Raw genomic sequence first — 23,469 nt, forward strand, 5'->3', positions numbered from 1 at the left:
CACATCCTGCCACCAGGCCCCTCCCGCCGGAGGGGCCTCGGTGGACGCTGTGGAAACCGGCGGTGAACCGTTCGGATGTGGAGGAAGGGTCACGATATACCGACGGTGACATCTGCCCGGGTTTGTGGGTATGGTGGGCCGTGTCAGAGCCTCCGGGGGGATTCCACTGCGCGGGGGTGCAGCTACGAATGAAAGAGGTTCATCATGTCGCGTGTCCTTTCGACCGAGCAGGCCAAGACCGCCATCCGTCAGGTCCAGTCGATCATCAACGGTGGTTTCACCGACCAGATCTCCCAGCTCGACGCCCAGGGCCGGATCCTGTCCGACTCGAACGTCTGGGACGGCCCGCTCGCGGCGACGTTCCGCGGGTCCACCTGGCCGGAGACCAAGGCTGCTCTGGACAAGGCGAAGACCGAGCTCGAGCAGCTCCGCACGCAGCTCGACAAGATCTCGCAGGACATCTTCACCGCAGGTGGCGGCGCGTAAGCACCGGCCTGTTCCCGCCCGGACCGTCGCACTCGCGGCGGTCCGGGCGTTCGCGGTCGGTGGGGCCGCTTCACCAGCACGATCAGCAGGACCAGCACCGACCCTGGGGGGACAACCATGGCGAAGATCCACGCCAACACGGATCCGATCGAGTTCGACGATGCCACCGCGGATGCGCTGAAGAGCTCGCTGACCACGTCGGCTGACGCGATCAGCGGACAGAAGGCATCGAGGCAGTCGTACGTGACGACCGCCTCCCAGGAGTTCCGCGGGCACTTCTCGCAGCTCTTCACGCAGAACGCGGGGACGGCATCGAGCGATGCCACCAACATCGTCGACGCCCTCGAGACCATCGCCGGGTGGATCGACACCATGAAGGCCGCCGCCGCGGACGAGCGCGCGCGCCGCAAGACCGCCCGCGAGTGGCAGGAGCGCGAGGACGGCCGCAACGGCTTCCAGGACTTCCTCAACGACACGGTCCACTACGACCCGATGCCGACCGTCGAGAACGAACCGGCGCCGAAGTTCGACCCGCCGGCGGTGACGACGAAGCCGCGTGACACCCCGAACCCCGGAGCCGGCGGTGGGGGCGGTGGTGGCACGTCGTCCGCCCGGCCCGCTGACCTCCGCTCGTTCGCGACCGGTTCCTCGGCGCTGAACCGTGCCCTCGACGGCAAGCCCGGGGCGCTCCGCGGCAAGCTCGCCGACTTCGCCGCGAAGTGCTCGTGGGCGCACATCGACGCCGGCAGCGTCGTGACGGCGTTCGAGCAGTGGATCGCGGCGAACGACCAGGACGTCACGTGGGCCAACACCGTCGCCGACGCCTTCGCGGCCGCCGGCGGCGAGGGCGAGGTCTCGACCGTCGCGGACTCCGGGCTCGCAGCCGCGCTCGCCGCGGCCGGCGTCTCGCAGACCCGCACCGATCTGCAGTTCGAGCCGCCGACGGCCTACGGTGCCCAGCCGACGACCGGCTTCTCGATGGACCCGGTGAACACCACGACGGGCAACTTCCTCGAGCCGGAGCTCGACCTGGCGTTCACCGGTGCATCTGCGGCGCTGCAGGTGACCCGCATGTACAACTCCCTCGACCAGCACGTCGGACTCTTCGGTCCGGGGTGGGCGTCGATCCTCGAGACCCGCCTGCTCCTCGACGACGAGGGCGCGTCGTTCGTCGGCGCCGACGGTCGCCAGGTGCGCTTCCCGCGCGACGGCGAGGGGTGGGCCCGCGGCGTCGGCGAGAACCGCTGGCTCGCGGCCGAGGGCGACCGGCTCGTCGTCCGCGACAACCAGGGTGAGCGCATCGACTTCTCGCCGTCCGGGCTGTGGCTCGGACAGCGCGGCGGTGCCGGCACCGCGGTCCGCGTCGAGCGGGACGCCGACGACGTCGTCGTGCGCCTGGTGCACGAGCGCGGGCGCTCGATCGACATCGACCACGTCGACGGCCGGGTGGCGGTGCTCCGCGCCTCCGACGGTCGCCGGGTCGAGTACGGGTACGACGATCGCGGCCGACTCGTCTCGGTGACCGACGCCGTCGGCACCCGCACGTACGGCTGGAACGACGACGACCTCATCACGACGGTCACGAGTGCGGCCGGTGTCGTCGAGGTCGACAACACCTACGACGACCAGCGCCGCGTGGTCGAACAGATCAGCCCGCACGGCCGCACCGTGCGGTTCGCCTACCTGCCCGGCCGCGTCACGGTGGTGTCCGACCACGACGGCTCGCGGTCCAACTCCTACATCGCCGACGCCAAGGGGCGTCTCGTCGGGGTCATCGACTCCGACGACCGACGCCAGTCGATGAGCTACGACCGGCACGGCAACCTGGTGTCGGCGACCGAGCGCGACGGGTCGGTGACCGTCCACGCGTACGACGACCGCGGCCGGAAGACCCGGACCGTCACGCCGTCCGGCGGCGATCTGACCTACGGGTACGACGACCAGGACCGCGTGACGACGGTCGTCACCGAGGCCGGTGCCGTCGTGAGCTACGCGTACGTGGGCGACGACCGCGACCCGTCGGTCATCGTCGACCCGGTCGGCGGCCGGACGGAGCTGACCTGGCAGGACGGCTCCCTCACCCACGTCGTCGACCCGACCGGCGTGGTCCTGACGCTTTCCTACGACGCGTTCGGTGAGCTCGTCTCGACCACCAACGCCGTCGGCGACACCGCTCGGATCGAGCGCGACGCCGCCGGTCACCCGGTCGCCGCGACCAGCCCCTCCGGTGCACGGAGCGAGTACCGCTACGACGCCGCCGGGCTCCTCGTCGAACGACGCGACGCCGACGGAGCCGTCTGGCGTTTCGAGTACGCCGCCGGAGCCCGGATCGCTGCGATCACGGACCCGCTCGGAGCACGGACGGCGCTCGAGTACGCCCCGAACGGCGAACTCGCGACCACGACCGACCCGCTCGGTCGCCGCGTCTCACGGACGTTCGACGACCAGGGGAACCTGGCGGAGCTCGCGTTGCCGGGGGGCGCGGTCTGGACGTTCGCGCACGACGCCTTGTCGCGCCTCCAGGCCGTCACCGACCCCGCCGGCGCGACCTGGCGGCGCGAGTACGACGTCGTCGGCGAGCTGACGGCCACCGTCGACCCGACGGGCGTCCGCCAGGAGTTCTCGGACGACGTCGCGACCGGCGTCGCGACCCTGCGCGACGCCTTCGACACCGCGACCGTCCGGTTCGACGAGTACGGCCGACCCGTCGAGTCCACGTCTGACGAGACCGGTTCCGAACTCATCACCTACGACGCCGCCGGTCGCCCCGTCGAACTCGTCGACGGCGAAGGCGGACTGACCCGACTCGAGCGCGACCTCGCCGGTCGCGTCGTCGCGTTGGTCGCCCCCTCGGGCGCGCGCTCCACGTACGAGTACGACGCCTGCGGGCGTCCCGCCGCAGCCACCGACGCCGCGGGGGCGCGGACGACGCTCACCTACGACGCGGACTCCCGTGTCGTGGCCCGGACCCTGCCCACCGGCGAGGTCGAGGAGATCACGTACGACGCAGTCGGGCGCGTGGTCACGCAGACGACTCCGGGTTCCGGCACCGCGCGGTTCCGCTACGACCAGGCCGGGAGGCTCGTCTCCAGCCACGACGCACGCTTCGGCCGTCGTCGGTTCCGCTACGACGCCGCCGGGCAGCTGATCCAGGTCGTCAACGGTCTCGACGGGGTCACCTCGTTCGAGTACGACGAGCGCGGGCGCCTGGTGACGATCACCGACCCTGCCGGCGGGACCACTCGACGGGAGTACGACGCCGTCGACCGCGTGGTCGCCGTCACCGATCCGCTCGGGCGGACCACCATGGCGGCCTACGACCCGGCCGGGCGCCAGATCCGGCAGACGGATCCCGACGGCCGCACCACCGAGTGGACGTACGACGCAGCCGGCCGCCAGCAGGCCGTGCTCGTCGACGGTGCGGTGCAGTCGGAGATCACCCGCGACACCGTCCACCGAACTGTCGTCGTGTCGGACCACACCCGTGGTGCAGGCCGGACGATCGAGCACGAGCTGCAGCACGACCGCCGTGGCCTGCTCGTCCGCCGAGCCCGCGGCGACCAGTCCGTCGCGTGGGAGTACGACGCTGACGGCAACCGCACCACTCGGGTCGACCCGAACGGCACCCGAACCACCTACCGTCGCGACGCCGTCGGCCGCGTCGTCGGTGTGGACCGTGACGGCACCGCTGCCGGCGCGTTCTCCTACGACGCCTCGGGTCGTATCGTCCAGGCGGCCACGGGCGACCTGGTGCAGTCGTGGTCGTACGAGGGAGGCGCCCTCGTCGCGCACACCTCGACCACGCTCGACGGTGCCACCAGCACGCGGATCGAGCGCGATGCCGACGCGCGGATCACCGCGGTCGACGGACCGTCCGGAGCGGTGTCGTACGAGTACGACGCCGCCGGGCAGCTCGTGCGCGCCGGGGACTCGACGTGGGCCTACGACGACGGTGGGCGACTCGTCGCCGAGACCGTCGGTGGTGTCGAGACGCGCCACGACTACGACGCTGCCGGACAGCTGGTCGCGACGATCACCGAGGCCGGCCGGACCGAGTACGTCCACGACGGTCTCGGCCGACGCATCCGGCGGACCGCAGCCGATGGTTCGACCACCGAGTACGCGTGGTCTGACCTGGGGTACCTCGCTGCCGTCGTCGACCGCGACGCCTCGTACGCCGAGACCGGTCGGCTCGACGTCTGGGTCGACGCGCTCGGTGAGCTCGCCGAGGTGGGTGGGGTCGCCGCGTGGTGGGACTCCGCCGCGGTCGTGCCGTCACTCATCAGCATCGCCGACACGTCGCTGCTCGACCTGCCGGGGGGTGTCACCGCGATCGGCGATGCCGTGACGCAGCCCGCTTGGCGCAGCGCTCGCGCGACCGATGCTGCGGACCCGTGGGTTGCGCTCGCTGCCGTCACCGACGTCGGGCTGCCCGCGGGGGTGTCCCTGACCGGCTCGGGTGGGGTGTCCGTCGCAGGGCTGGAGTGGCTCGGCGCCCGTGTGTACGACCCTGCGGCGCGGGGCTTCCTGTCGGTCGATCCGCTCGCGCCGATCCTGGGTGCCGCGTGGTCGGGGAACCCGTACTCGTACGCGGGCAACGATCCGTTGCAGGCCGTCGACCCGCTCGGGCTGCGGCCGGCGACCGATGCCGACATGCAGGCGTACCGGGATGCCAACCAGGGGTTCATCGTAGGAGCCGGCAAATGGATCGGTGAGCACAAACAGGCGCTCCTGGCGACGGCGATGATTGTCGGGGCTGTGGCCCTCATGTTCGTTCCAGGAGTGAACATCGCAGTGATGGCCGCCGCTGCGGCTGGGTCGGGTGCGCTCATGGCCGGGGGGATCTCGATCATTCAGCAGGGGCCGGACACGGGAAACGTCGACTGGGGGAAAGTTGGGATCCAGATGGTGATCGGCGGCGCGGCTGGGTTGGTCGGCGGTGGTGCTGCTGGCACGATCGCCAAGTACGGAACGCAGGCGACCCGTGCTGCCCTCCCTACAATTCAGAACATCGGCAATTCAGGCGTTCAGAACGTGGCGCGGGCCGCCGTGGGTTCGATGGGACAGCGAGCGGTCTCGGGAGGGCTGCAGCAAGCAAGTTCGAACACGCTTGACTACGGCATAAACGGCGAAAACCGCAACCTGGGTGGCTATGTGCACGCATTCGGTAGCGGCTTCGCCACGGGTGCAGGCGGGAGCGTCTTCGCTGGCAAGCTGGCAGGCGAACTTCGGCTGCCCCTGGTGAACGCGCAGGGCGTCGCCTCTCGAGCCGCCGGGCTCGTCAACGAGAGCACGGACCTCGTGGCCAACCACGTTGTCGGAGCGGGACAGTCCGTGGTCAACGAAGTCGTGCGACCCAACGGTGACCGCGGGGCAGACTTGCTCCCGGACGCTATGGGAGGATTCATCTCCGGAGCGAAAGGTCCACGTTGGGTTGGACACTGAGAGGGTGTGCTCGATGAATGACCGTAGAACCGCGCGAGCTACCGTGAACGATTCGGATCATGCGAGCCGTGGGGGTTACTCGAGATCGCGCTGGATTCGTTTTTTCTCGGCCCTTGGCGTATTGATCTTTATTATCCTTGCCGTGTTCGTGGGACCGGCGTGGTTGAACGCTTACGACGCGGCGAACCACACCTGGATAACCTGCGAAGTGAAGTCCGCTCATGCAGAGACTGGTAGTAACGTGAGTCGAACGGGGATTGGTGGTTCGCGTGCAGAGGTTGAAATAAGTACGAAGGGCTGCGGGTCGCTTCTGCTGCGCCAAGGCATCACTCAAGCGAACTCAAAGCGGGTTGCGACCGCGCTGGAAGAGAGCGGCAAGGTTGAGATTGAGGTGGGCTCGGGGTCCTACGCTATTCGCTCGGTTCTTGGCGTGATCAATCGCCTGCCTACCGCCTACGGCTTCCGCTCTGCGTAGTGTCATCGCATTGAGCGAGCCGACCGCCGCATCGAAGCCCCGAAGAAGGGGAATCGAAGGGCCTGGATCATCCTGGCCGTCTGGGCTTTCGGCGTCGTGGTGTCGCTAGTAGTGCTGCTGGTATGGCCATATTGGATGAGCGCGTACGACGAAACGCACCGGAAGACCATGCCGTGCAGCGTCTCCAGCGCAGAGGTCTACGCCGGGTCCACGGTGAGCCGTACTGGTTTGGGGGTGCCGTTCTCCTACCTGAAGGTAGACACACAAGATCGCCGACACGTCGCTGCTCGACCTGCCGGGGGGTGTCACCGGCACCATCGTGAACCAATGGCCGCTTTCCTAGGAGTGCTGTTGAGTAAGTTAATTGAAAGAATTGAGCAGCTCGTCCCTCTGCTTCTCAGCATGCAAGAGGTGGACTACGCCAGGGCGTTCCAGCAGGATGTGATCGCCATCCGCAGCGGAGACAAGGCCCGAAGAGTCAGGGCACTGGCGGACGTCGAAGGAATGCTTCGCGAGGGGTCGGGTACGCTAGCCGATCGTTATATCACTTGTGACGATGGTTCCCCAGATGTCGAGCGATCCCGATTGTTTCGTCATCTAGTGGTCAGGGTCAGATCCGAGGCAGCGATCCGACGGAGGCTGCGACTCTGAAGTGAGTGAAAAAAGACGAGAAGTACAAGGTTGCCTGCCGACGAGTCGTTGAGGCTTGCAACCGCGCAGTTCACCGGCAGGAAGTGACGGCTGGAGTCGGTCACTTCGTGGGCGGCTTGCGGGACGGCGTGAACGAATGAATGCGGCTCGGAGGCAACGGGCCTGTGCGAGGAGCTGCCAACGGGCTGTTGTCTGAAGCAGAAGGTCAGACGCACTCGACGCCGAGGCGCGTAGCAGGGTCGACGGAAAAGGGGCAGTGATTGGAACAAGAAGCTCGGGGTGCTGATGCTCTGCGGAGGAAACGAAAAAGGGGAAATATTCTCGTTTTCTTCGTTCTCGGTCTTGCGGTTTTCGTCACGATCGGCATCGTCGGTGGCGGGCAGCTGTTTGAAGCGTATGACAGATCGCACCAGATCGAGGAGACTTGCGAAGTTCAGAAGGCTGAGGCCTCATCAGGTGGCTCGACTTCCTCGAGGGGTGTCGGGACCCTATTCGATCAGGTTGAAGTCGACACGAAAGATTGTGGCCCCCTGGTGCTGCGACGCGGAGTGACTGAGCAGAACAAGTAGGAGATCGCGGACGAGTTGAGCTCCGCCGGACGTGTGCAATTCCGCATCGGGGCTGGGTCGTTCAAGTGGCGGGAAGTGCTCCACACCGTCCGGACACCGGTGATCGTGCAGTCCTACGTAGCTCACGAATAAGCTTGAACCGTGTCGGGGGGCTTTGGCGGCGATGCCGATGCGCGGACCGCCTCGCTTGACGGACCCTCGGGAGTGGTGTCGTCCGAGTTCGACGCTGCTGGGCGATTGGGACGCTGTTCCGCGCGGAAGGGAAGGACGAAGCCCCCGAAGAAGGCGAGTTGAAGGGCCTGGACGGCCCTGGCCGTCTGGGCTTTTGGAGTCGTGGTGTCGCAAGTAGTGCTGCTGGTATGGCCATTTTGGTTGAGCACGTACGACGAAACGCACCGGAAGACCATTGGTCTCCACGCCCGCTGATGAGAACCACGGAACATCGGAGTTGTAGTTGACGAGATCGGCGCCTGATCGCACAGTGCAGAGAAGGCTTGCGCGTAGGAGGAGGGCCTTAGCTTCCATTGTCCTGGTGTTTGTTGTCCTGTTTCCATTGCTCGGCTTCTTCGTTGGGCCGATTACGTTGAAGGCGTACGACGCGGGGCACCGGGTTAGCCCGATCTGTACCGTCAGCTCGGCGCACAGCAGCGTTGATTCGTCTCGTTCGTTGAAGGGCGTTGGATCGTCGACATCTCAAGTTGTGTTTGAGACTTCAGATTGTGGGACGCTCGTGTTGCAGTGGGGTGTCACGCGTGACAACGAGGACAAAATCGCCCGAAGCGTGGACAAGCGAGGGCGTTACAGATTCGATGTGGGCGAAGGGTCCTTCAATATGCGAAATTCCTGAACATGATTCGTCAGGCCGTATATGTGAAGAGCTTTGAATCCGCTTGAATTCCGCTTCCTCCTTTTGGGGTCGGCTTCGCCAATCGGGCGATTCAGCTCTGCCTGCCCGGACCGCGCCTTCGCGATTGAGCGCGTTGCGCAGGGGTTGTGCGGAGGCGGGACGTTCGAGTTCTCGCTTGGCACATCTTCGCGGCGGTTCCGAGGTGCGCTCCAGGTGATGAATTGGTATCCGACGGCCTTTGAGTACAAGCAATGAATTGCAGCAGTTGAGGGCTGCTTCAAGCGGCGGAGACCAATCCCGAAGAATCAGGGCACTGGCGGAAGTGGCGGCGACGGGAGAAGGAGAGCGCAACCGTGCCGAATGCTGAGACTCGGCTTGGGACGGAGGTTGCCCGGCGGCGTGTCTTTCGGAACCGCGCCGTCGCCGTGCTCTTGCTCTTCCTCGTCGTTGTCGTCCCGATCTGGGCATTCTTCGTAGCGCCGATCGCTTTGGGTGCGTACGACGATTCTCATCTGATGTCAGTGACCTGAACGGTTGAATCAGCAAAAGCGGGGAGCGGGCTCGTTCCGGCTGCGTGCCGGGCTCAAGATCCTGAAGGTAGCGCCGGAGATCTACAGCTACACCGGAGTGCCCGCCTCGGAGGCGCCCCGGCGCGGACCGCGTGACAGCACAAACGACGAGTGAGCCGGAGCGGTGATGTTGAGACGAAGGAGAACACGTGTCCAGGTCGTCACGCTGTGCAACGAGGTAGCCGGATTCCTCGGTCGGATGGAGGCTCGTGAAGCGGAGGGCTTCTACCTCCGCCAGGCCGAGGCGCTTCGCGTGGAGGAAGCGCGGCTTGCTCGGCGGCGGATCTACCGAAGGATCTACTCCGCGTCGAACTCGGGGGCAGGGGGCATGGGCGACATGTTCGTGGTCACGCCTGACGGCGCGGGCGATGTCCCTGCGACCGAAGCGTTCCAGCGGTCACTCTCCGCGCTGCTGCGGGCGACGCGCACATTTCCGTGATGAACTCGTTGTTCCGGCGCTGAAGGGGCACGGGAGAACATGACATTGTCGGAATTGCTCAAGCGACTCGACGATCACGCCGTCGAGGACGCCGCGTCGGCTTTGCAGATAGCCGCCGTACGATCTGCTCTCGTCGCCGTGTCCGAGCAGCCGCCCGACCATTCGGGGTACCGCAGGGGGATACAGGGCGCAGCCCGCCTTGTTGCCGACACCTGGCCCTACGAGAGCGAGCTGGGGGCGCTGGTGCTGGCCTTTTCCGAAGCGGTGCGACGCGACATTGGCCCGTACCGCACGACGGACACCGGGGCTGCAGTCGAGTGATCCAGGACTGAACGACTCGCACCGTCAGCTCCGCGCACAGTCTTGCGGGCTCGTCTCACTCCGTGAAGGGCACCGGCTCGTCGACGTCGCAGGTCGTCTTCGAGACGTCCGACTGCGGGGCGCATGTGCTGTGTGGGGTGTGGATCGCGACAGGTCCGTCGGCCCAGTGCAGCAGCAGTACGCCGGTCAGCGCCCGAAGGCCCCGGCGAACTCACCCCACTGCGCGGGCGCCCGCTGCTCGAGCCACGCGCAGAGCTCGGGATAGGCGGCGTCGATCGATAGGACGCTGATCACGCCGCGTTGGCCGTTCACCTTGATGTCGAGGCCACCGAACCGGTTGGTGGTGGGCCGGATGCGCTTGATCGCCGCCGGATCGACGGTCCGCGCGGCACGGAACATCGGCGTCACGACCAGCTGCGAGTCGTACGCCTCGACGCGACGGCGCTTCTGCCCGACGCCGAGGTAGACGAACAGCAGACCGAACAGCACCATGCCGACGCCGGCGATGAGCATCCCGATCGCGTCGGGGTCGTCGAGCACGCTGAGCGTGACCAGGAAGAAGAACCCGCCCACGACGATGACGACGATCCCGATGATCCGGAGCAGCAGGTAGCTGAACCGGCGAGCCCGGACGGTGAAGAGCACGCCGTACGCCTCGTCTCCCACGACGGTGGACGGTGGCCGCTTCCGGTCGTTCTGACGAACGAGCGCGCTGACGGCGGCCGGGATGGTGATCATGGCAATGAGCGCGATGAACACCGGCGAAAGGTTGATGTTCACCGGTCCGCCCCCGTTCCTGCGTTCGTGCGCCGTTCGAAGGGCGTGATGCCCTGGTCCCCCTGGATCATGCGTGCAGAGTATCAGCGCCCTGTGGACAGGCCCGAGCATCGTCGCGGATGCTCTATGTTGGATTTCAGTAGCGAGCTGTGGCCCGAACGGGGGTGGCTCCCGGGGCGGACCAGCCCGGACCTGACGCCGTTCAGCAACTAGCATCGATGTGCTCGACGATTCTCTTGGGGGGAAGACCGTGATGAACCAGCGTGCCGGGAACACCGGAGCACGACGGACCGGACGACGGATCGCGGGGACGGTCGCCGTCATGGGGATCGCAGCGCTGGTGCTCGCCGGCTGCACCTCCGACGACAAGCCTGTTGCCGACCCCTCGCGGGTCCTGCAGACCGTCGACACGCGCCTCGCCGCGGACGGCTCGATCACGTCGATCTCGGACACCGCGATCTCCGTCGCGGGCAAGGACTCCTCGTCGGCGACGACCGAGCACGACCCCGCGAAGGCGGCGAGTGACCTGCCACTGCGCATCACGACGCAGTACTCGACCAAGAAGAAGACCGGCACGGATCTGGCCGACCTCGACGGGTACTCGGGTCGGGTGTCGATCGACCTGACGATCGAGAACCTGACGGTCACGTCGAAGAACCTGACCTACGACGTCGCCGGCACGTCGCGGTCGACCCCGGCACTCGTGGGCGCGCCCTTCAGCATCGCTGCGTCGACCGTGCTGGCGGGGACCGCCGCCGACCGCGTCGTCACGGACTCCGCCGACTCCGGCTCGTCGACCGACGGTGTCGTGAGCACCAACGAGGACGGCGACGCGGTCGTCCAGTGGGGCCGGTTGCTCGCCCCGCCGACCTCCGGCGCGAGCAGCACGCTGCACCTCGTCGCCGACGTCGAGGACTTCACCGCGCCGACCATCGACGTCGCCGCGCAGCCCGGGCTGTCCACGGACCTGTCCTCCACGGGCGTCGTCAACGCCGCCTTCGGGTCCGACAGCGACTCCGAAATCGCGCTCCAGCGCCGCACGATCGACCTCATCTCCCAGGTGAACGAGGTGTTGGCGCGTGCCGGTGGCACCATCACCGAGGTCCGGTCGAACCTCGAGACGACGTCGGAGACCCTCGGCGTCAGCACAGCCGAGCGCCTCAAGGAGAGCAGCTCCTCCCTCGCCAGCACGATGCAGTCCCTCTCCGGACAGCTCGGCTCCCTGAACAGCGACCTCGGCACCACGGTCAAGGCCACGCAGTCGACGGTGTTGCAGCAGCTCCAGCAGACCACCACGAGCCTCGACAGCCTGCTCGGGGACACGTCCGCGACCGCGCCGGCAACGGTGCTCGACGGCAACGGGTGCGCGGCCACGCCGAAGACCCAGTCCACCGGAGGCAGTGTCTACGGCAACCTCCTCCGCGTCTCGGCGCAGCTCACCGGCTACGCCGATGCGAGCGAGGCGTGCAAGCAGCAGGTGAGCGGGCAGCTGGCGGGCGCCGTCGGCCCGGCGTCGCCGGACGAGACGACGTGCGCCCCTCAGGAGGCCCGTGGATCGTTGACCTGCGCGCTCTGGGATTCGTCGCGTGCGGTGAGCACCTCGCTGATCGGTCTGGTCAGCACCGGGCAGCAGCTCGCCGACCAGCTCGACCCCAAGCTCGCGGACATGGCGATTGAGCAGTCGGACGCCCTGCGCGCCAAGCTCGGCGAGATCGACACCGCCGTGCAGGCCCTCGGCGCCGACGGCACCGGTGAGGTCGCGCGCACCCTGCAGGCGTTGCAAGACCTCCGCGACCAGACCGCCGACGACCTCGGCCCCGTGCGCGACGCCGTCACGACGGTGAACCGGCAGGCAGTCGCAGCACGCGGGCTGGTGGGCAACGCCGGCGACGGTCGGTTCAGCACCTCGATGCAGGCGCAGAACCTCGAGGTCGCCGACCAGCTCTGCGCCCTCGCGGCGACGGACCAACTCGACGCCGAGCAGGCCGATGCGCTGCGCGGGTACCTGACCGCCACGCCGTGCCCCGGCGCCGAAGAGGGCACGACGTTGCAGCCCGGTGGACGCTTCAGCACCCCGATGGACGAACGCCTCAGGGACCAGGCGAAGCAGTGGGACGCGGTGGTCGCGGCGACCGATCTCCGCTCCGAGACCGGGATCGGTGCCGCGGTCACGACGCTGTCCGACGACGTCGACGCGCTCGACGACGGCATCGCCGAGGTCCGCCGGGCGGTGCGCAACGACGGTGGTTCGGTCGAGGGAGCGGCGCAGGAGCTCCAGGAACTCGTCGAGCAGGCAACGAAGTCGAGCGCTGTGGTCGGCACCCAGCTGACCGCGATCAGCACGCAGCAGACCCAGCTGCAGGACGCCGTCCGCAAGGCCTTCGCCGACGCATCGACGCAGTCCGAGAAGGACGTGCAGAAGATCATCGACCAGCAGGTGCGGCAGGTCAGCGAGACTGCGAAGGGCAGCCGTGATGCGGTCATCTCGGCCTTCGACAAGTCGATTGCCGGGCTCCGGTCCACCTCGGGCGAGGTCACGAAGGACTCGAAGGGCACGATCGACGAGCAGAAGGGCACGCTCGAGCAGGAAGGCTCCGAGCTGGCATCCGCCGTCGACCGTCAGACGGCCTCGAGTCTCGAGCAGATCGCTGCGAGCACGAGCGCCTCGACGCGCGACGTGCAGGGAGCCTCCACGCTGCTCACCGGCGACCTCAACCGGGTGATGCTCGACCTGGGCGACCGCAAGGTCAACGGATCCGGCATCCTCGGCGCGATGGCCACGAGCGCGGCGAAGTCCGACTCCGCCGACTACCAGCTCGCCCTGGCATCGCAGAACGCCGCGGGCTACGCGAACGTCCGCGCCGAGGACGTCGCCGGGATCCTGCTCCAGCAGGAGCAGTTCCGAGCCTCCCTCGACGCCGCGACGACGCTGCCCGCCTTCCAGCTCAAGGTGCCGGCCAGCGCGACCTCGACCACGCTGTACACCTTCCGGATCGGGGCGGACCGATGAGCGACCAGACGATCGACGAGTCCGACGGCACCGAGGCGGGACGTCCGCGTAATCGCCGTCCGCTGGTCATCGCCGCCATCGCGGTGCTCCTGGTCGCCGCGGTGGTCGCTGCCGTCCTGACCTTCCGGGCGATCGGCAGCAGCACGCCGGCCGAGGCTGTCCCGGCCACCGTGCCGGTGAGGATCACCGTCAAGCACGTCCCCGACACCACGAAGATCGGCGTCGTCGTCACCCTGGGCGACGGTGAAGGGTCCGAGTGGAACGAGGCGGCACAGGGCGCCCTGGTGGCCGAGCGACGACTGGCGCTCGGCGGGACCGACATCACCCTCGTCACGAAGAACGACGGCGGGACGTCCGCGGGGGCGAAGACCGCGGTGGAGTCCCTGGCGAAGAGCGGCGTCGCGGGCATCGTCGTCGCGTCGTCCGGCAATCACGTCTCCGGAGCGCTGACGACGGCGGCCGAGAAGCACATCCCGGTGGTGGTGCCCTACGCCTCGGCCGAGAAGGACTCGTGGTCGACCGCGCCGACCGCCGAGTCGATCGGCGCCGCGATGACGACGGCGCTCGGCGACGCGAAGTCGCCGCTCCTGGTGAACCTCGGCGGTGGCGCGCCCGCAGACCTCCGAGTGGCGCACGTCCTCGACGGGGACGACACCGCAGACACCGCGGAGCTCGCCGCGACCATCGCCTCGCGGACCGGCGCGACCGACGCAGACGACGACACCGCCGAGGCCGCGGACGCCGACCCGAAGGCCACGCCGGACTCGGACGCTGTCGTCGTCAGCGGGTCCGCGCAACGACAGGGTGCCCTGGTGGCGGCACTGCAGGCCGCAGACGTCACCGTGCCGGTCGTCCTCACCCCGGACGCGACGAGTCCGGCCTTCGGCGCCGCACTCATCGATGCCGGCGGCAGCCTGAGCGGCTCCTTCCGCACCGTCGGGGTGGCCACCGACGACGCACGGGCGCTCTCCTCGGACGCCGAAGGTCGGGCGATGTCCGCGTTCCTCGGTGGGGTCCGGGTGCTCGCCGACGATGCCGACGCTCAGAACCTGACGGGCGACCGGCCGTTCTCGGCGGTGGCCGGGGCAGCGGACGCCCGCAGCCACGATGCCGTCGTCGCCCTGGTCCGCGCGGTCGGCAAGTCCGGCAGCACGGAGCCCTCCGACGTGACCGATGCCCTCGCCGCGCTCGACCTCGACTCCGCGGCGGGCATCGCCGGTCCGGCGCTCGACTTCACGCGGCAGCAGGCGCTCGGTGCGTCCGCGACGGTGTTGGCGGCCTCGGCACAGCCACTCGGACTCCGACCCGACAACGCCGCCGCTGCTGGCTCCGAAGACGCATCCGGCGACGACGCGGCTCAGGCCACCTCGCTGGTGTGGTTCGAGGACTCCACCGCACGCTGACCCACCCACGCACAACCCGAGAAGGACACCGCGAGCATGCGCCTGCTGATCGAGCTCGACGACCGACGTGAAGCGGTCGAGGTCGACGGGTGGTCCGGCGCGTCCTCGCTGGGGGAGCTCCTCTCGGCGGCGATCGGCGTCGAGCTCGATGCCGAGACGACCCTCGCGGTCGACGGTCACCGCACCAGTGCGGCGACCCCGCTGCGCGACCTCGTCCTGCTCGAGGGGTCCCGCATCGGCCGCGCACCACAGGAGCGACCGCAGACGATCGACGGGTGGAGCGTCACCCTCGCCGGGGGACTCGAGGCGGGTCTCGTCGTACCGGTCCCGCGCAGCCGGAAGCTCGTCGTGGGCCGGGCGCCCCAAGCCGACGTCGTGCTGCCCACCGAGAGCGCTTCGTGGGAGCACTGCACGATCGAGCGCGAGGACGACGGGGTCCGGGTGCGTGACGCCGGGTCGACGAACGGCACCGTGATCGCGGGCGAGCGCATCGATGCCGAGGGAGTCCTGCTCACCGGGACCACGAGCGTCATCGTGGGCGGCGCCGTGCTGCTGGTCCGGCCAGCGCTGGACGAGGTCCCCGTGCCGGCCGCGGGCTCCCTGGCCAACCTGACGCCCGCGGCGACCGCGCCGTTCAACCGCCCGCCCCGAGCCGGGCGGAACACCGAGACCGAGACCGTCGACCCACCGGCCAAGCGCGAGGTCCCGCAGGCCTCGAAGTTCAGCTGGATCACCGTCGCAGCGCCTCTGGTCCTCGCCGGCGCGATGGTGCTCCTGCTCGGCGACGCCCGGTTCGCCCTCTTCGCGCTGCTGTCGCCGGTCACCGCGATCGGCATGTGGTTCGAGCAGAAGCACCGTCGGGCGAAGAACCTGAAGGATGAGGACACCCGCTTCGCCGAGGCGGTGGAGTCCTTCCGGGGTGAGATCGCCGAGGCCGCGGCGGTCGAGGCGGCCCGTCGGCAGGAACTCGTCCCCGACCCGGCCACCGTCGTCCGCCGGGCCGAGCTCCCCACCACCCTGCTGTGGCAGCGACGCTCCGAGGACGCTGACTTCCTGAGCCTGCACGCCGGCACCGGTGACGCACCGTGGCGCCCCGAACTCGATCAGCGGGCGGCGTCGTCCAAGCTCGAGGACGAGGCGAAGGCCGCCATCGCCGACAGCCGCCTCACCGCTGCGCCGGTCGTGGCCGACCTGTCCGACGCCGGCGTCGTCGGGATCGTCGGCGACCGCGAGGGCGCGCTCGCACTGGCGCGCAGTCTGCTCACGCAGGCCACCGTGCACTGCGGGCCCGCCGACCTGACGGTGGGCATCTTCTGCGACGCCGGCCGCGCGGACGACTGGGGGTGGGCCTCCTGGCTGCCGCACGCGCGCGTGGCGGGGAGCAGCACCGGTGCCCGCTGGATGTCGGCGCAGCGCGACCAGAGCGCCGCGATGCTCCGGGGGCTGCGGGAGTCGCTCGACGAACTCCCGACCCCGAACCTGCTCGTCGTGGTCGACTCCGAAGTGCTCACCGAGGGCCGCGACGCACCCGCCCGGAACCTGCTCGGCGAAGGGCGCACCGTGCCCGGACAGTCGCTCCGTCCCGGCGAGCAGCCCCGACGGGTGAGCGGGATCGTCATCGCGACCAACGAGCAGCAGCTCCCCGCAGCCTGCACGACGATCATCACGGTCGGTGCCGACGCCGCAGCGACGGTCTACCGGCCGGAGGACCGGACCCGCGTCGAGGACGTCGTGCTCGCCGGCCTCAGCGCCGAGACCGCCGAACGGAGCGCCCGCAGTGTGGCGCACTTCGACGATCCCGAACTGCTGGTGCCGGGGGCGTCGTTGCCGTCGCTCGTCCGCCTGCCGGAGCTGCTCGCGGGCGACGACACGGTCTCGCGAACCCCGACGGGCACGAGCCCCGCCGATGCGATCCGCACGGCCTGGGACGCCCGCACCGGCTTCTCGACCCCGATCGGGTCGTCGGAGAGCGGCGTCCTCGAGATCGACCTCGTCCGCGACGGACCACACGGCCTGGTCGGTGGCACGACGGGTTCGGGCAAGAGCGAGTTCCTGCGGTCGCTCGTCGCCGGGCTCGCTGCGCGGAACGACCCGACGCGCCTGAACTTCCTGCTCGTCGACTTCAAGGGCGGGGCCGCGTTCGCCGCCTGCGAGCGGCTGCCGCACACCATCGGCACGATCAGCAACCTCGACGAGCAGCTCGCCGACCGGGCGATCCGTGCGCTCGAGGCCGAGCTCGAGCGGCGTCAGCGGGTGTTCGCCGCAGCCGGGGCGGACATCGACAACCTCGACGCCTACCTGGCGACGAAGCCGGACGAGCCGATGCCGCGCCTGCTCCTCGTCGTGGACGAGTTCGCGATGCTGGCGAAGGACTTCCCCGACGTCCTGACCTCGCTCGTCGCCGTCGCGGCGGTCGGGCGCACACTCGGCGTCCACATGATCCTGGCCACCCAGCGGCCGGCCGGCGTGGTGAGCGAGGACATCCTGGCGAACACCAACATGCGTGTCGCGCTGCGGGTGCAGAGCCGCGAGGACTCCACGAACGTGATCGGCGTCCCCGCGGCCGCCGGCATCGGTCGCCAGCAGACCGGTCGCGCCTACGTGAAGCTGGGGCAGGACGACATCACCCCGGTGCAGACAGCCCTCGTCACCGGCCGAGCCCGTGACGAACGCGCCGAACAGCCGGTGTCGGTCCGACCGACGGACGTCTTCGGCGTTCCCGCGCCGATGCCCGCCCGGGCTCCGACGGCGTCCGACGTGACCGACCTCGACCAGCTCATCGAGTCGATCGGGCAGGCGAACGCCGCCGCCGGCTACGCTCCGCCGCGCCCGATCTGGCCCGAGGCACTCGGCGACCGCGTCGAGCTGGGTGCGCTGGCGGCAGCCGACGCCGCTGACACGTCGCGGACGGTGCCCGTCGCCCTGGCGGACGACCCCGACCACCAGCGTCAGGTCACCACCGGATGGGACCTCGACGAGGGCAACCTGATGCTCATGGGCATCCCCGGCAGCGGGACGAGCACCGCGCTCGCCACCCTCGCCCTGCAGCTCGCCGCCGCGACGAGCCCGGACGACCTCGACCTGCTGGTGCTCGACATGGGCCCAGGGGACCTGGCTCCGCTCGCCCGGCTGCCGCACACCACGGCCTACGTCGGCTCCGGTGCCGGCGCGGGGGAGTTGCAGGCGCGGTTCCTCCGCCACCTGCGCGTCGAGCTCGAGCGCCGTCGTGCCACTCCGGGAGGCCGCCGTGCCGTCGTGCTGATCGACGGTCTCGCGGCACTGCGCGACGAGTACCAGGACTTCGAGGGCCAGCTGCTGCTCGACGCCCTGTACCGCGTCTACGCCGAGGGGCCCGCGCTGGGCATCTCGTTCGCCGTGTCGACGACGCGGGCCAAGGCCGTGCCGTCTGCGATGGACGAAGTGACCACCCAGAAGTGGATGTTCCGCCTGGCGGACCCGTACGACTACGCCTCGATCGGCGTCCGCCCCAAGGACGTCCCGCCGCCGGTGCCGGGGCGCTTCATCGACTCGGTCCTGCGCCTGCAGTCGCACGTGGCGACACCCGACGTCCCGCTCGCGCAGGCGGTCGAGCGCCTCGCGGAACGCTGGTCCGGCACCGCTCCGAAGGCGAGTGCGGTCGGGCGGCTGCCCGACGCCGTCCTGGTCGACGAGCTCGGTGCCGGTGCGGTCTTCTGCAGCGAGCCGTGGCGGCTGCCGGTCGGGATCGCCGAGGACGACCTCGCTCCGGCCACGCTCGAGGTCTACGACGGCGAACACGTGCTCGTCGCGGGGCCTGCCCGCTCGGGCAAGTCGACCGTCCTGCTGGCGCTGGCGGCACTGGCTCGCGCTGCAGAGGGCGTCCGCCCGGCCGTCTGGGCGATCTGTGACCGTCGGTCACCGCTCGCCTCGGGAGCGTTCGACCGCATCGCCGTCGGACCCGACGAGGTCCCCGCACTGCTGGCCGGGCTGCGGCTCGAGCGCGGTCCGGTCCTGCTGCTCGTCGACGACGCCGAACGCTTCGACGACGGCGACCAGGCGATCGCCACCCTGCTCGCGACGGAGCGTCCCGGTCTGTGCGTGGTCGCCGCCGGGCGGTCCGCCGACCTCCGGTCGCTCTACAGCCACTGGACCCGCGCCGTCCGCAAGTCGCGGTGCGGCGTGCTCCTGCAACCGGACGTCGACTACGACGGTGAGCTCCTGGGGGTCACGCTCCCGCGCCGTGCGCCGGTCGCGTTGACCGTTGGTCGCGGCTACGCGTCGTCCGGCGGGGCCGTCCGCCTGGTCCAGACCGCGTCCGCAGGCAGCTGACCCGACCGACTGACGGACTGGAGGCCCGTGGCGACGCCGCCACGGGCCTCCAGTCTGTCAGCTGGTCGCGCGACGGACGCGCTCAGTCCCGACGGACGCGCTCAGTCGCGCGTCGTGATCCCGAAGGGCGAGCTCTCGAGGTTCGTGAAGTTCCCCACCGTCGCCCGGACGGTGCACGACGGGGCGACGGACAGCGCGGTGACCACGAGCCCGTCGGACGATACCGCCAGAGCCCCCGAGCAACCGTCGGCGAACCGCACGCCGGACTCCCCGCCGGCCACGTCGACGAGCATCTGCGACGGGCGCCCGCTGCTCGGACTGCGGTAGAGCGGGTTGAGCTCGTCGGCACCGTTCGGCCAGACCGGCACCAGGGTCACCGGCAGTGCCGTCTGGCTGACCGTCCGGTCGGGCGTCCGGACCTCGACGCCCTGCAGCCGCTGGACGGGGTAGGCGGTCCCGCGCACGGCGTCGTCGGTCACGGCTGCGGTGGTCGCCTCGCCGACGCCGTCGAGCCAGGTCTGCAGCGCTGCACCGTCCTCGACGGCGAGTGGTACCGAGGCCTCGACGGTGACGTCTCCGCCGGCGGGGACCTCGACGCCGGACAGGCTCCACGCGCACGCGGTGTCCACACCGGTCAGTGACGGCTGGTTGCGCTTCGCGGTGATGCCCTCGCCGGACCACGTGACCGCGGGGCAGGAGGCTCCCGACCGGGCACCCGGCAGCACCTCGAGGAACGGTCCGCCGAGGGTGGCCGCCTGCGCCGCGTACGTGACGCGCAGGTCCACGGTGCCCTTCGCTGGGTCGACGGTGGCGCGCCGTGTGGTCGCCAGCCCGGTGGGCAGTGGCCGGTCCTGCTGGTAGGCGTTGGCGGCCTGTGCGGTCGCGGTACCCGTGCCCGGCGTCTTCCGGAGGGCTCCGGGCAGCCACACGACGCCACCGACGACCAGTACTGCGACGAGCACGACGCCGATGCCGCCGAACAGGAGCGCACGGTCGGTCAGCCACTCGGGGCGGGCGAACCGACGCGTCGGTTCGGGCTCGGCGGCCGGCGCGGCGGGCAGCGGCTGCCGCGCCATCGGCCGGATGACGGTCTGCGACCCGGCGGGGCCGAGCTCCGGGGTCGGTCCGACGACCGCGGCGTCGTCCCCGGTGGCGGTGGTCCGAGATTCCGTCGCGTCGTCGGGACGGACCCCACGGACGACGGTCGCCGGACGCTCGACCTCGTCGAACGTGTCCGGGTCGCTGGACGCGACCAGTGCGGGTGCCGACGCGAGGGACCGTGCGAGCCGACGGAGGGTCCCCGCCGCGTCGGCCGCCGACGGACGGGCGTTCGGGTCCTTCGCGAGCAAGGCGGACACCGCGGCCCACAGGGCGTCGGGCACGTCGAGCGGGGGCGGGTTCGAGGTGACGTGGCGGTAGGCCACGGCGAAGTCCGTGCCCGGTCCGGCGAACGGTGTGCGACCGGAGAGCAGCTCGTAGAGCATGACCCCGGCGCCGTAGACGTCGGCGGCCGGACCCGAGCGTCCGTGGCTGATCGACTCGGGCGCCATGTACTGCGGCGTGCCGAGGAGCCCGGTGGTCGTGCGTTCGCGTTCGGCGACGACCGAAGCGATCCCGAAGTCGGTGACCCGGACGGCACCGGTGGCACCGGGGACCCACGCGGTCTGGAGCAGGACGTTGTCGGGCTTCACGTCACGGTGGGTGACGTCCTGCTCGTGCGCCGCGGTGAGTGCGTCGAGGGTCTCGGCGGTGATCGTCAGGGCGTCCCGCGGCAGGAGCGGGCCGTTCGACGCGAGCAGGTCGCGGGCAGACCCACCCGGCACCAGGTCCATGACGATCGCCAGCCGGTCGCCCTCGACGACCAGGTCGCGGACGCGCACGATGGACGGGTGCTGCAGGGCGAGGAGCACCGAGCGTTCGCGGACGAAGCGCTCGACGATCTGCGGGTCGGCGGCGAGTTCGGCACGCAGGAGCTTGGCCGCGAAGGCCTCGCCGGTCGCGGAGTGCTCGACCCGCCAGACCTCTCCGGTGGCGCCGGTCCCGAGGAGCTCGACCAGTCGGTAGGACGCACCGAGCGGTTCGCCCTGGCCGTACTGCCCTTGACGGTCCTGCGCCACGCGTTCCCCGATCCCCCCGATGGCCGACCCCTCGCCGACCACGCAATGTTACCGGCCGGCGGCCTGCTCCGGCGCCGCGTACTGCACGTCGATCGCGTGCTGCGTGAACCCCGAGCGCCGGTACAGCGCCAGCGCCGGTTCGTTGTCCCCCTCGACGTAGAGTGCGGCGGCGGTCAGGCCGCGGCCGCGCAGCCGAGCGGTGCCCGCACGCATGAGCACACCGCCGAGTCGCTGCCCCTGCAGGTCGGGCCGCACGGCGACGGCGTAGAACTCGCCGATGCCGTCCTCGACCTTGAGCCAGCACGAGCCCGCGAGCTGCCCGGAGGCGTCGCGGAGCAGCAGCAGGTCCTCGCCTGCGAACCAGTCGTCGGCCTCGCGTGCGTGCAGGTCGTCGAGCGTCATGCGCCCCTGCTCGGGGTGGTGGGCGAAGGCGGCGGCGTTCAGCGCGAGCCAGTCGGTCTCGTCGTCGGTGCCCGGGCGGAACGCCGACAGGAAGTAGCCGTCTGGCAGCGCCACGTCGACATCGGACTCGGCGACGGGTGCCCGGAGCTGCAGCAGCGTGCGGACCGCGCGCCAGCCGAACCGGTCGGCCAGTGCACGCGCTGCCGGGTGGTCCCCGTGCGCCCACGCGAGCCGGGGAGCGGCCCCGCCGCCCAGCGCGAGTGCCTGCGAGACCAGGGCCGTGCCGATGCCCCGGCCACGGGCCTCCTGGGCGACGACGAGTTCCAGCTCGCCGTCACGGACCACCGCGACCCCGTGGTCGACGGTCAGGACGGCCGCGCGCCCCGCGCGGACGTCGACCAGGGTCTGGTCGGAGAACGGGGGAGCCTCGCCGGGGGCGACGAAGCTGCTGAGGTCGGGGAGCACTACTGCCCCATCAGGCGCTCGGCCTCGTCGTCGTAGACGTTGAAGCGGTACCCGACGTTGCGGACGGTGCCGATGAGCGACTCGAGGTCGCCGAGCTTGGCGCGCAGCCGTCGGACGTGCACGTCGACCGTGCGGGTGCCACCGAAGTAATCGTAGCCCCAGACCTCGCTGAGCAGCTGCTCGCGGGTGAAGACGCGTGACGGGTGGGTGGCGAAGAAGCGCAGGAGCTCGAACTCCTTGAACGTCAGGTCGAGCGGCCGGCCGCGCACCTTGGCCGAGTAGCTGGCCTCGTCGATGACGACACCGGACGCCTGGATCTTCGAGCTCGTCTGGCCCTTCGCCGCACGACCGGCCGACAGCCGGATCCGGGCGTCGATCTCGGCCGGGCCCGCGCTCTCGAGCACGACGTCGTCGACGTTCCAGTCGCTGTTCACCGCGGTCAGCCCGCCCTCGGTGACGACGAGCACGATCGGCGTGGTCGACCCCGACGAGGCGAGGATCTTGCACAGGGCCTTCGCGCTGACCAGGTCGGTGCGGGCGTCCACGAACATCAGGTCGCTCTGCGGGGCGTTGACCAGCTGCGCGGCCTCGGCCGGCACGTGGCGGATCCGGTGGCTCAGGAGGCCCAGGCTCGGCAGGACGTCTCCGGGCGCGGTCGAGGTGAGTACCAGGAGCTGTGCCACAGGACCTCCGGAGGTGGATGACGTCGTGGAGACATCCTAGTGATGCTCGCGAACCACCTATCCGGCCGGACGGATTGCGCGTCGTCCCGCACCGCACGGCGCGAGCACCGCACGGCGCGACCACCGCACCGCACGGTGCGTGCGTTCCGCACGTCCCTGACATGATGGAGCGCGTGACCGAGCCCGTGCACCCCACCGACCAGCGTCGCCTGCGGCTGACGTCCGTCCTGCCGGTCTGGGTGCTGGCGGTCGTCGGGGCCGTGCTCGTGCTGACCCTGGCCGAGCGCGACGCCTTCGCCTGGCTGCTGCTCGTCTTCGTCGCCTGCGTGATGGTCAGTTTCGTGCTGCAGCTCATCACCGCCACGAAGGACGGTCTGGTCGAACGGATCAGCATCGCGTCGTCCGGGGCGTTCGTCGTGGTCCTCGTCACCGCGGTGGTGCTCCTGGCGCGTTGAGCCGAGCCGCGTAGACTCCGAGCATGGATTCGCTGCTTGCGCTCGAG

General features: G+C 69.9%; 13 protein-coding genes. 9 read left to right on the forward strand and 4 right to left on the reverse strand.

The features are described 5' to 3' along the window. Positions 1-204: 204 nt before the first annotated feature. From DEJ27_RS14050 to DEJ27_RS14065, 5 genes are all read left to right on the forward strand, one after another. Positions 205-486, forward strand: a complete 282-nt coding sequence (locus tag DEJ27_RS14050; protein ID WP_027466625.1) for a hypothetical protein — start codon at positions 205-207, stop codon at positions 484-486. Between the two features lie 117 nt (positions 487-603). Further along, positions 604-5,931, forward strand: a complete 5,328-nt coding sequence (locus DEJ27_RS14055; RefSeq protein WP_111091226.1) for a DUF6531 domain-containing protein — start codon at positions 604-606, stop codon at positions 5,929-5,931. A gap of 43 nt (positions 5,932-5,974) precedes the next feature. Then, positions 5,975-6,406: a hypothetical protein gene (locus DEJ27_RS17560; RefSeq protein WP_146238583.1), complete on the forward strand. Its 432-nt coding sequence runs from the start codon at positions 5,975-5,977 to the stop codon at positions 6,404-6,406. Between the two features lie 2,835 nt (positions 6,407-9,241). Then, the gene (locus tag DEJ27_RS14060; protein WP_110861801.1) at positions 9,242-9,481 is read left to right on the forward strand and encodes a hypothetical protein; all 240 of its coding nucleotides are present in this window, start codon (positions 9,242-9,244) and stop codon (positions 9,479-9,481) included. 39 nt (positions 9,482-9,520) lie between these two features. After that, positions 9,521-9,802 (forward strand): hypothetical protein, encoded by a 282-nt coding sequence (locus tag DEJ27_RS14065; RefSeq protein ID WP_110861799.1) that lies wholly within the window; start codon positions 9,521-9,523, stop codon positions 9,800-9,802. A gap of 186 nt (positions 9,803-9,988) precedes the next feature. Here DEJ27_RS14065 and DEJ27_RS14070 read toward each other — a convergent pair whose 3' ends face one another. Beyond that, the gene (locus DEJ27_RS14070; protein ID WP_110861797.1) at positions 9,989-10,582 is read right to left on the reverse strand and encodes a hypothetical protein; all 594 of its coding nucleotides are present in this window, start codon (positions 10,580-10,582) and stop codon (positions 9,989-9,991) included. 319 nt (positions 10,583-10,901) lie between these two features. On the opposite strand from DEJ27_RS14070, the gene DEJ27_RS14075 reads away from it, so the two are divergent. The 3 genes from DEJ27_RS14075 to DEJ27_RS14085 are packed head-to-tail and all read left to right on the forward strand — an operon-like array spanning position 10,902 to position 19,300. Continuing rightward, on the forward strand, positions 10,902-13,589 hold the full coding sequence (locus DEJ27_RS14075) for a hypothetical protein (protein ID WP_146238582.1): 2,688 nt from the start codon (positions 10,902-10,904) through the stop codon (positions 13,587-13,589). Continuing rightward, complete coding sequence (locus DEJ27_RS14080; RefSeq protein WP_111091227.1) at positions 13,586-14,992, forward strand: ABC transporter substrate-binding protein; 1,407 nt, start codon at positions 13,586-13,588, stop codon at positions 14,990-14,992. The genes DEJ27_RS14075 and DEJ27_RS14080 overlap by 4 nt, the downstream gene beginning before the upstream one ends. A 36-nt stretch (positions 14,993-15,028) precedes the next feature. Continuing rightward, positions 15,029-19,300 carry an FtsK/SpoIIIE domain-containing protein gene (locus tag DEJ27_RS14085; RefSeq protein ID WP_111091228.1) on the forward strand — a complete coding sequence of 1,424 codons (4,272 nt, stop codon included), beginning with the start codon at positions 15,029-15,031 and terminating at the stop codon, positions 19,298-19,300. A 101-nt stretch (positions 19,301-19,401) separates the two neighbouring features. Here DEJ27_RS14085 and DEJ27_RS14090 read toward each other — a convergent pair whose 3' ends face one another. From DEJ27_RS14090 to DEJ27_RS14100, 3 genes are read right to left on the reverse strand one after another with little or no spacing between them, the layout of a single operon-like run. Continuing rightward, on the reverse strand, positions 19,402-21,417 hold the full coding sequence (locus tag DEJ27_RS14090; protein WP_110861881.1) for a serine/threonine-protein kinase: 2,016 nt from the start codon (positions 21,415-21,417) through the stop codon (positions 19,402-19,404). A gap of 48 nt (positions 21,418-21,465) precedes the next feature. Beyond that, a complete protein-coding gene (mshD, locus tag DEJ27_RS14095; protein ID WP_111091229.1) occupies positions 21,466-22,284 on the reverse strand; it encodes a mycothiol synthase in 819 nt (272 codons plus the stop codon). Beyond that, entirely contained in the window at positions 22,284-22,967 is a 684-nt protein-coding gene (locus DEJ27_RS14100; protein ID WP_017888078.1) for a response regulator transcription factor, read from the reverse strand. The genes mshD and DEJ27_RS14100 overlap by 1 nt, the downstream gene beginning before the upstream one ends. A 173-nt stretch (positions 22,968-23,140) precedes the next feature. Here DEJ27_RS14100 and DEJ27_RS14105 point away from each other — a divergent pair, with 173 nt between their 5' ends. Continuing rightward, positions 23,141-23,422, forward strand: coding sequence for a hypothetical protein (locus DEJ27_RS14105; protein WP_146238581.1), 282 nt, complete (start codon positions 23,141-23,143; stop codon positions 23,420-23,422). The last annotated feature ends 47 nt before the right edge of the window (positions 23,423-23,469 follow it).

Source organism: Curtobacterium sp. MCPF17_018 (assembly GCF_003234135.1).
Lineage (GTDB): Bacteria > Actinomycetota > Actinomycetes > Actinomycetales > Microbacteriaceae > Curtobacterium > Curtobacterium flaccumfaciens.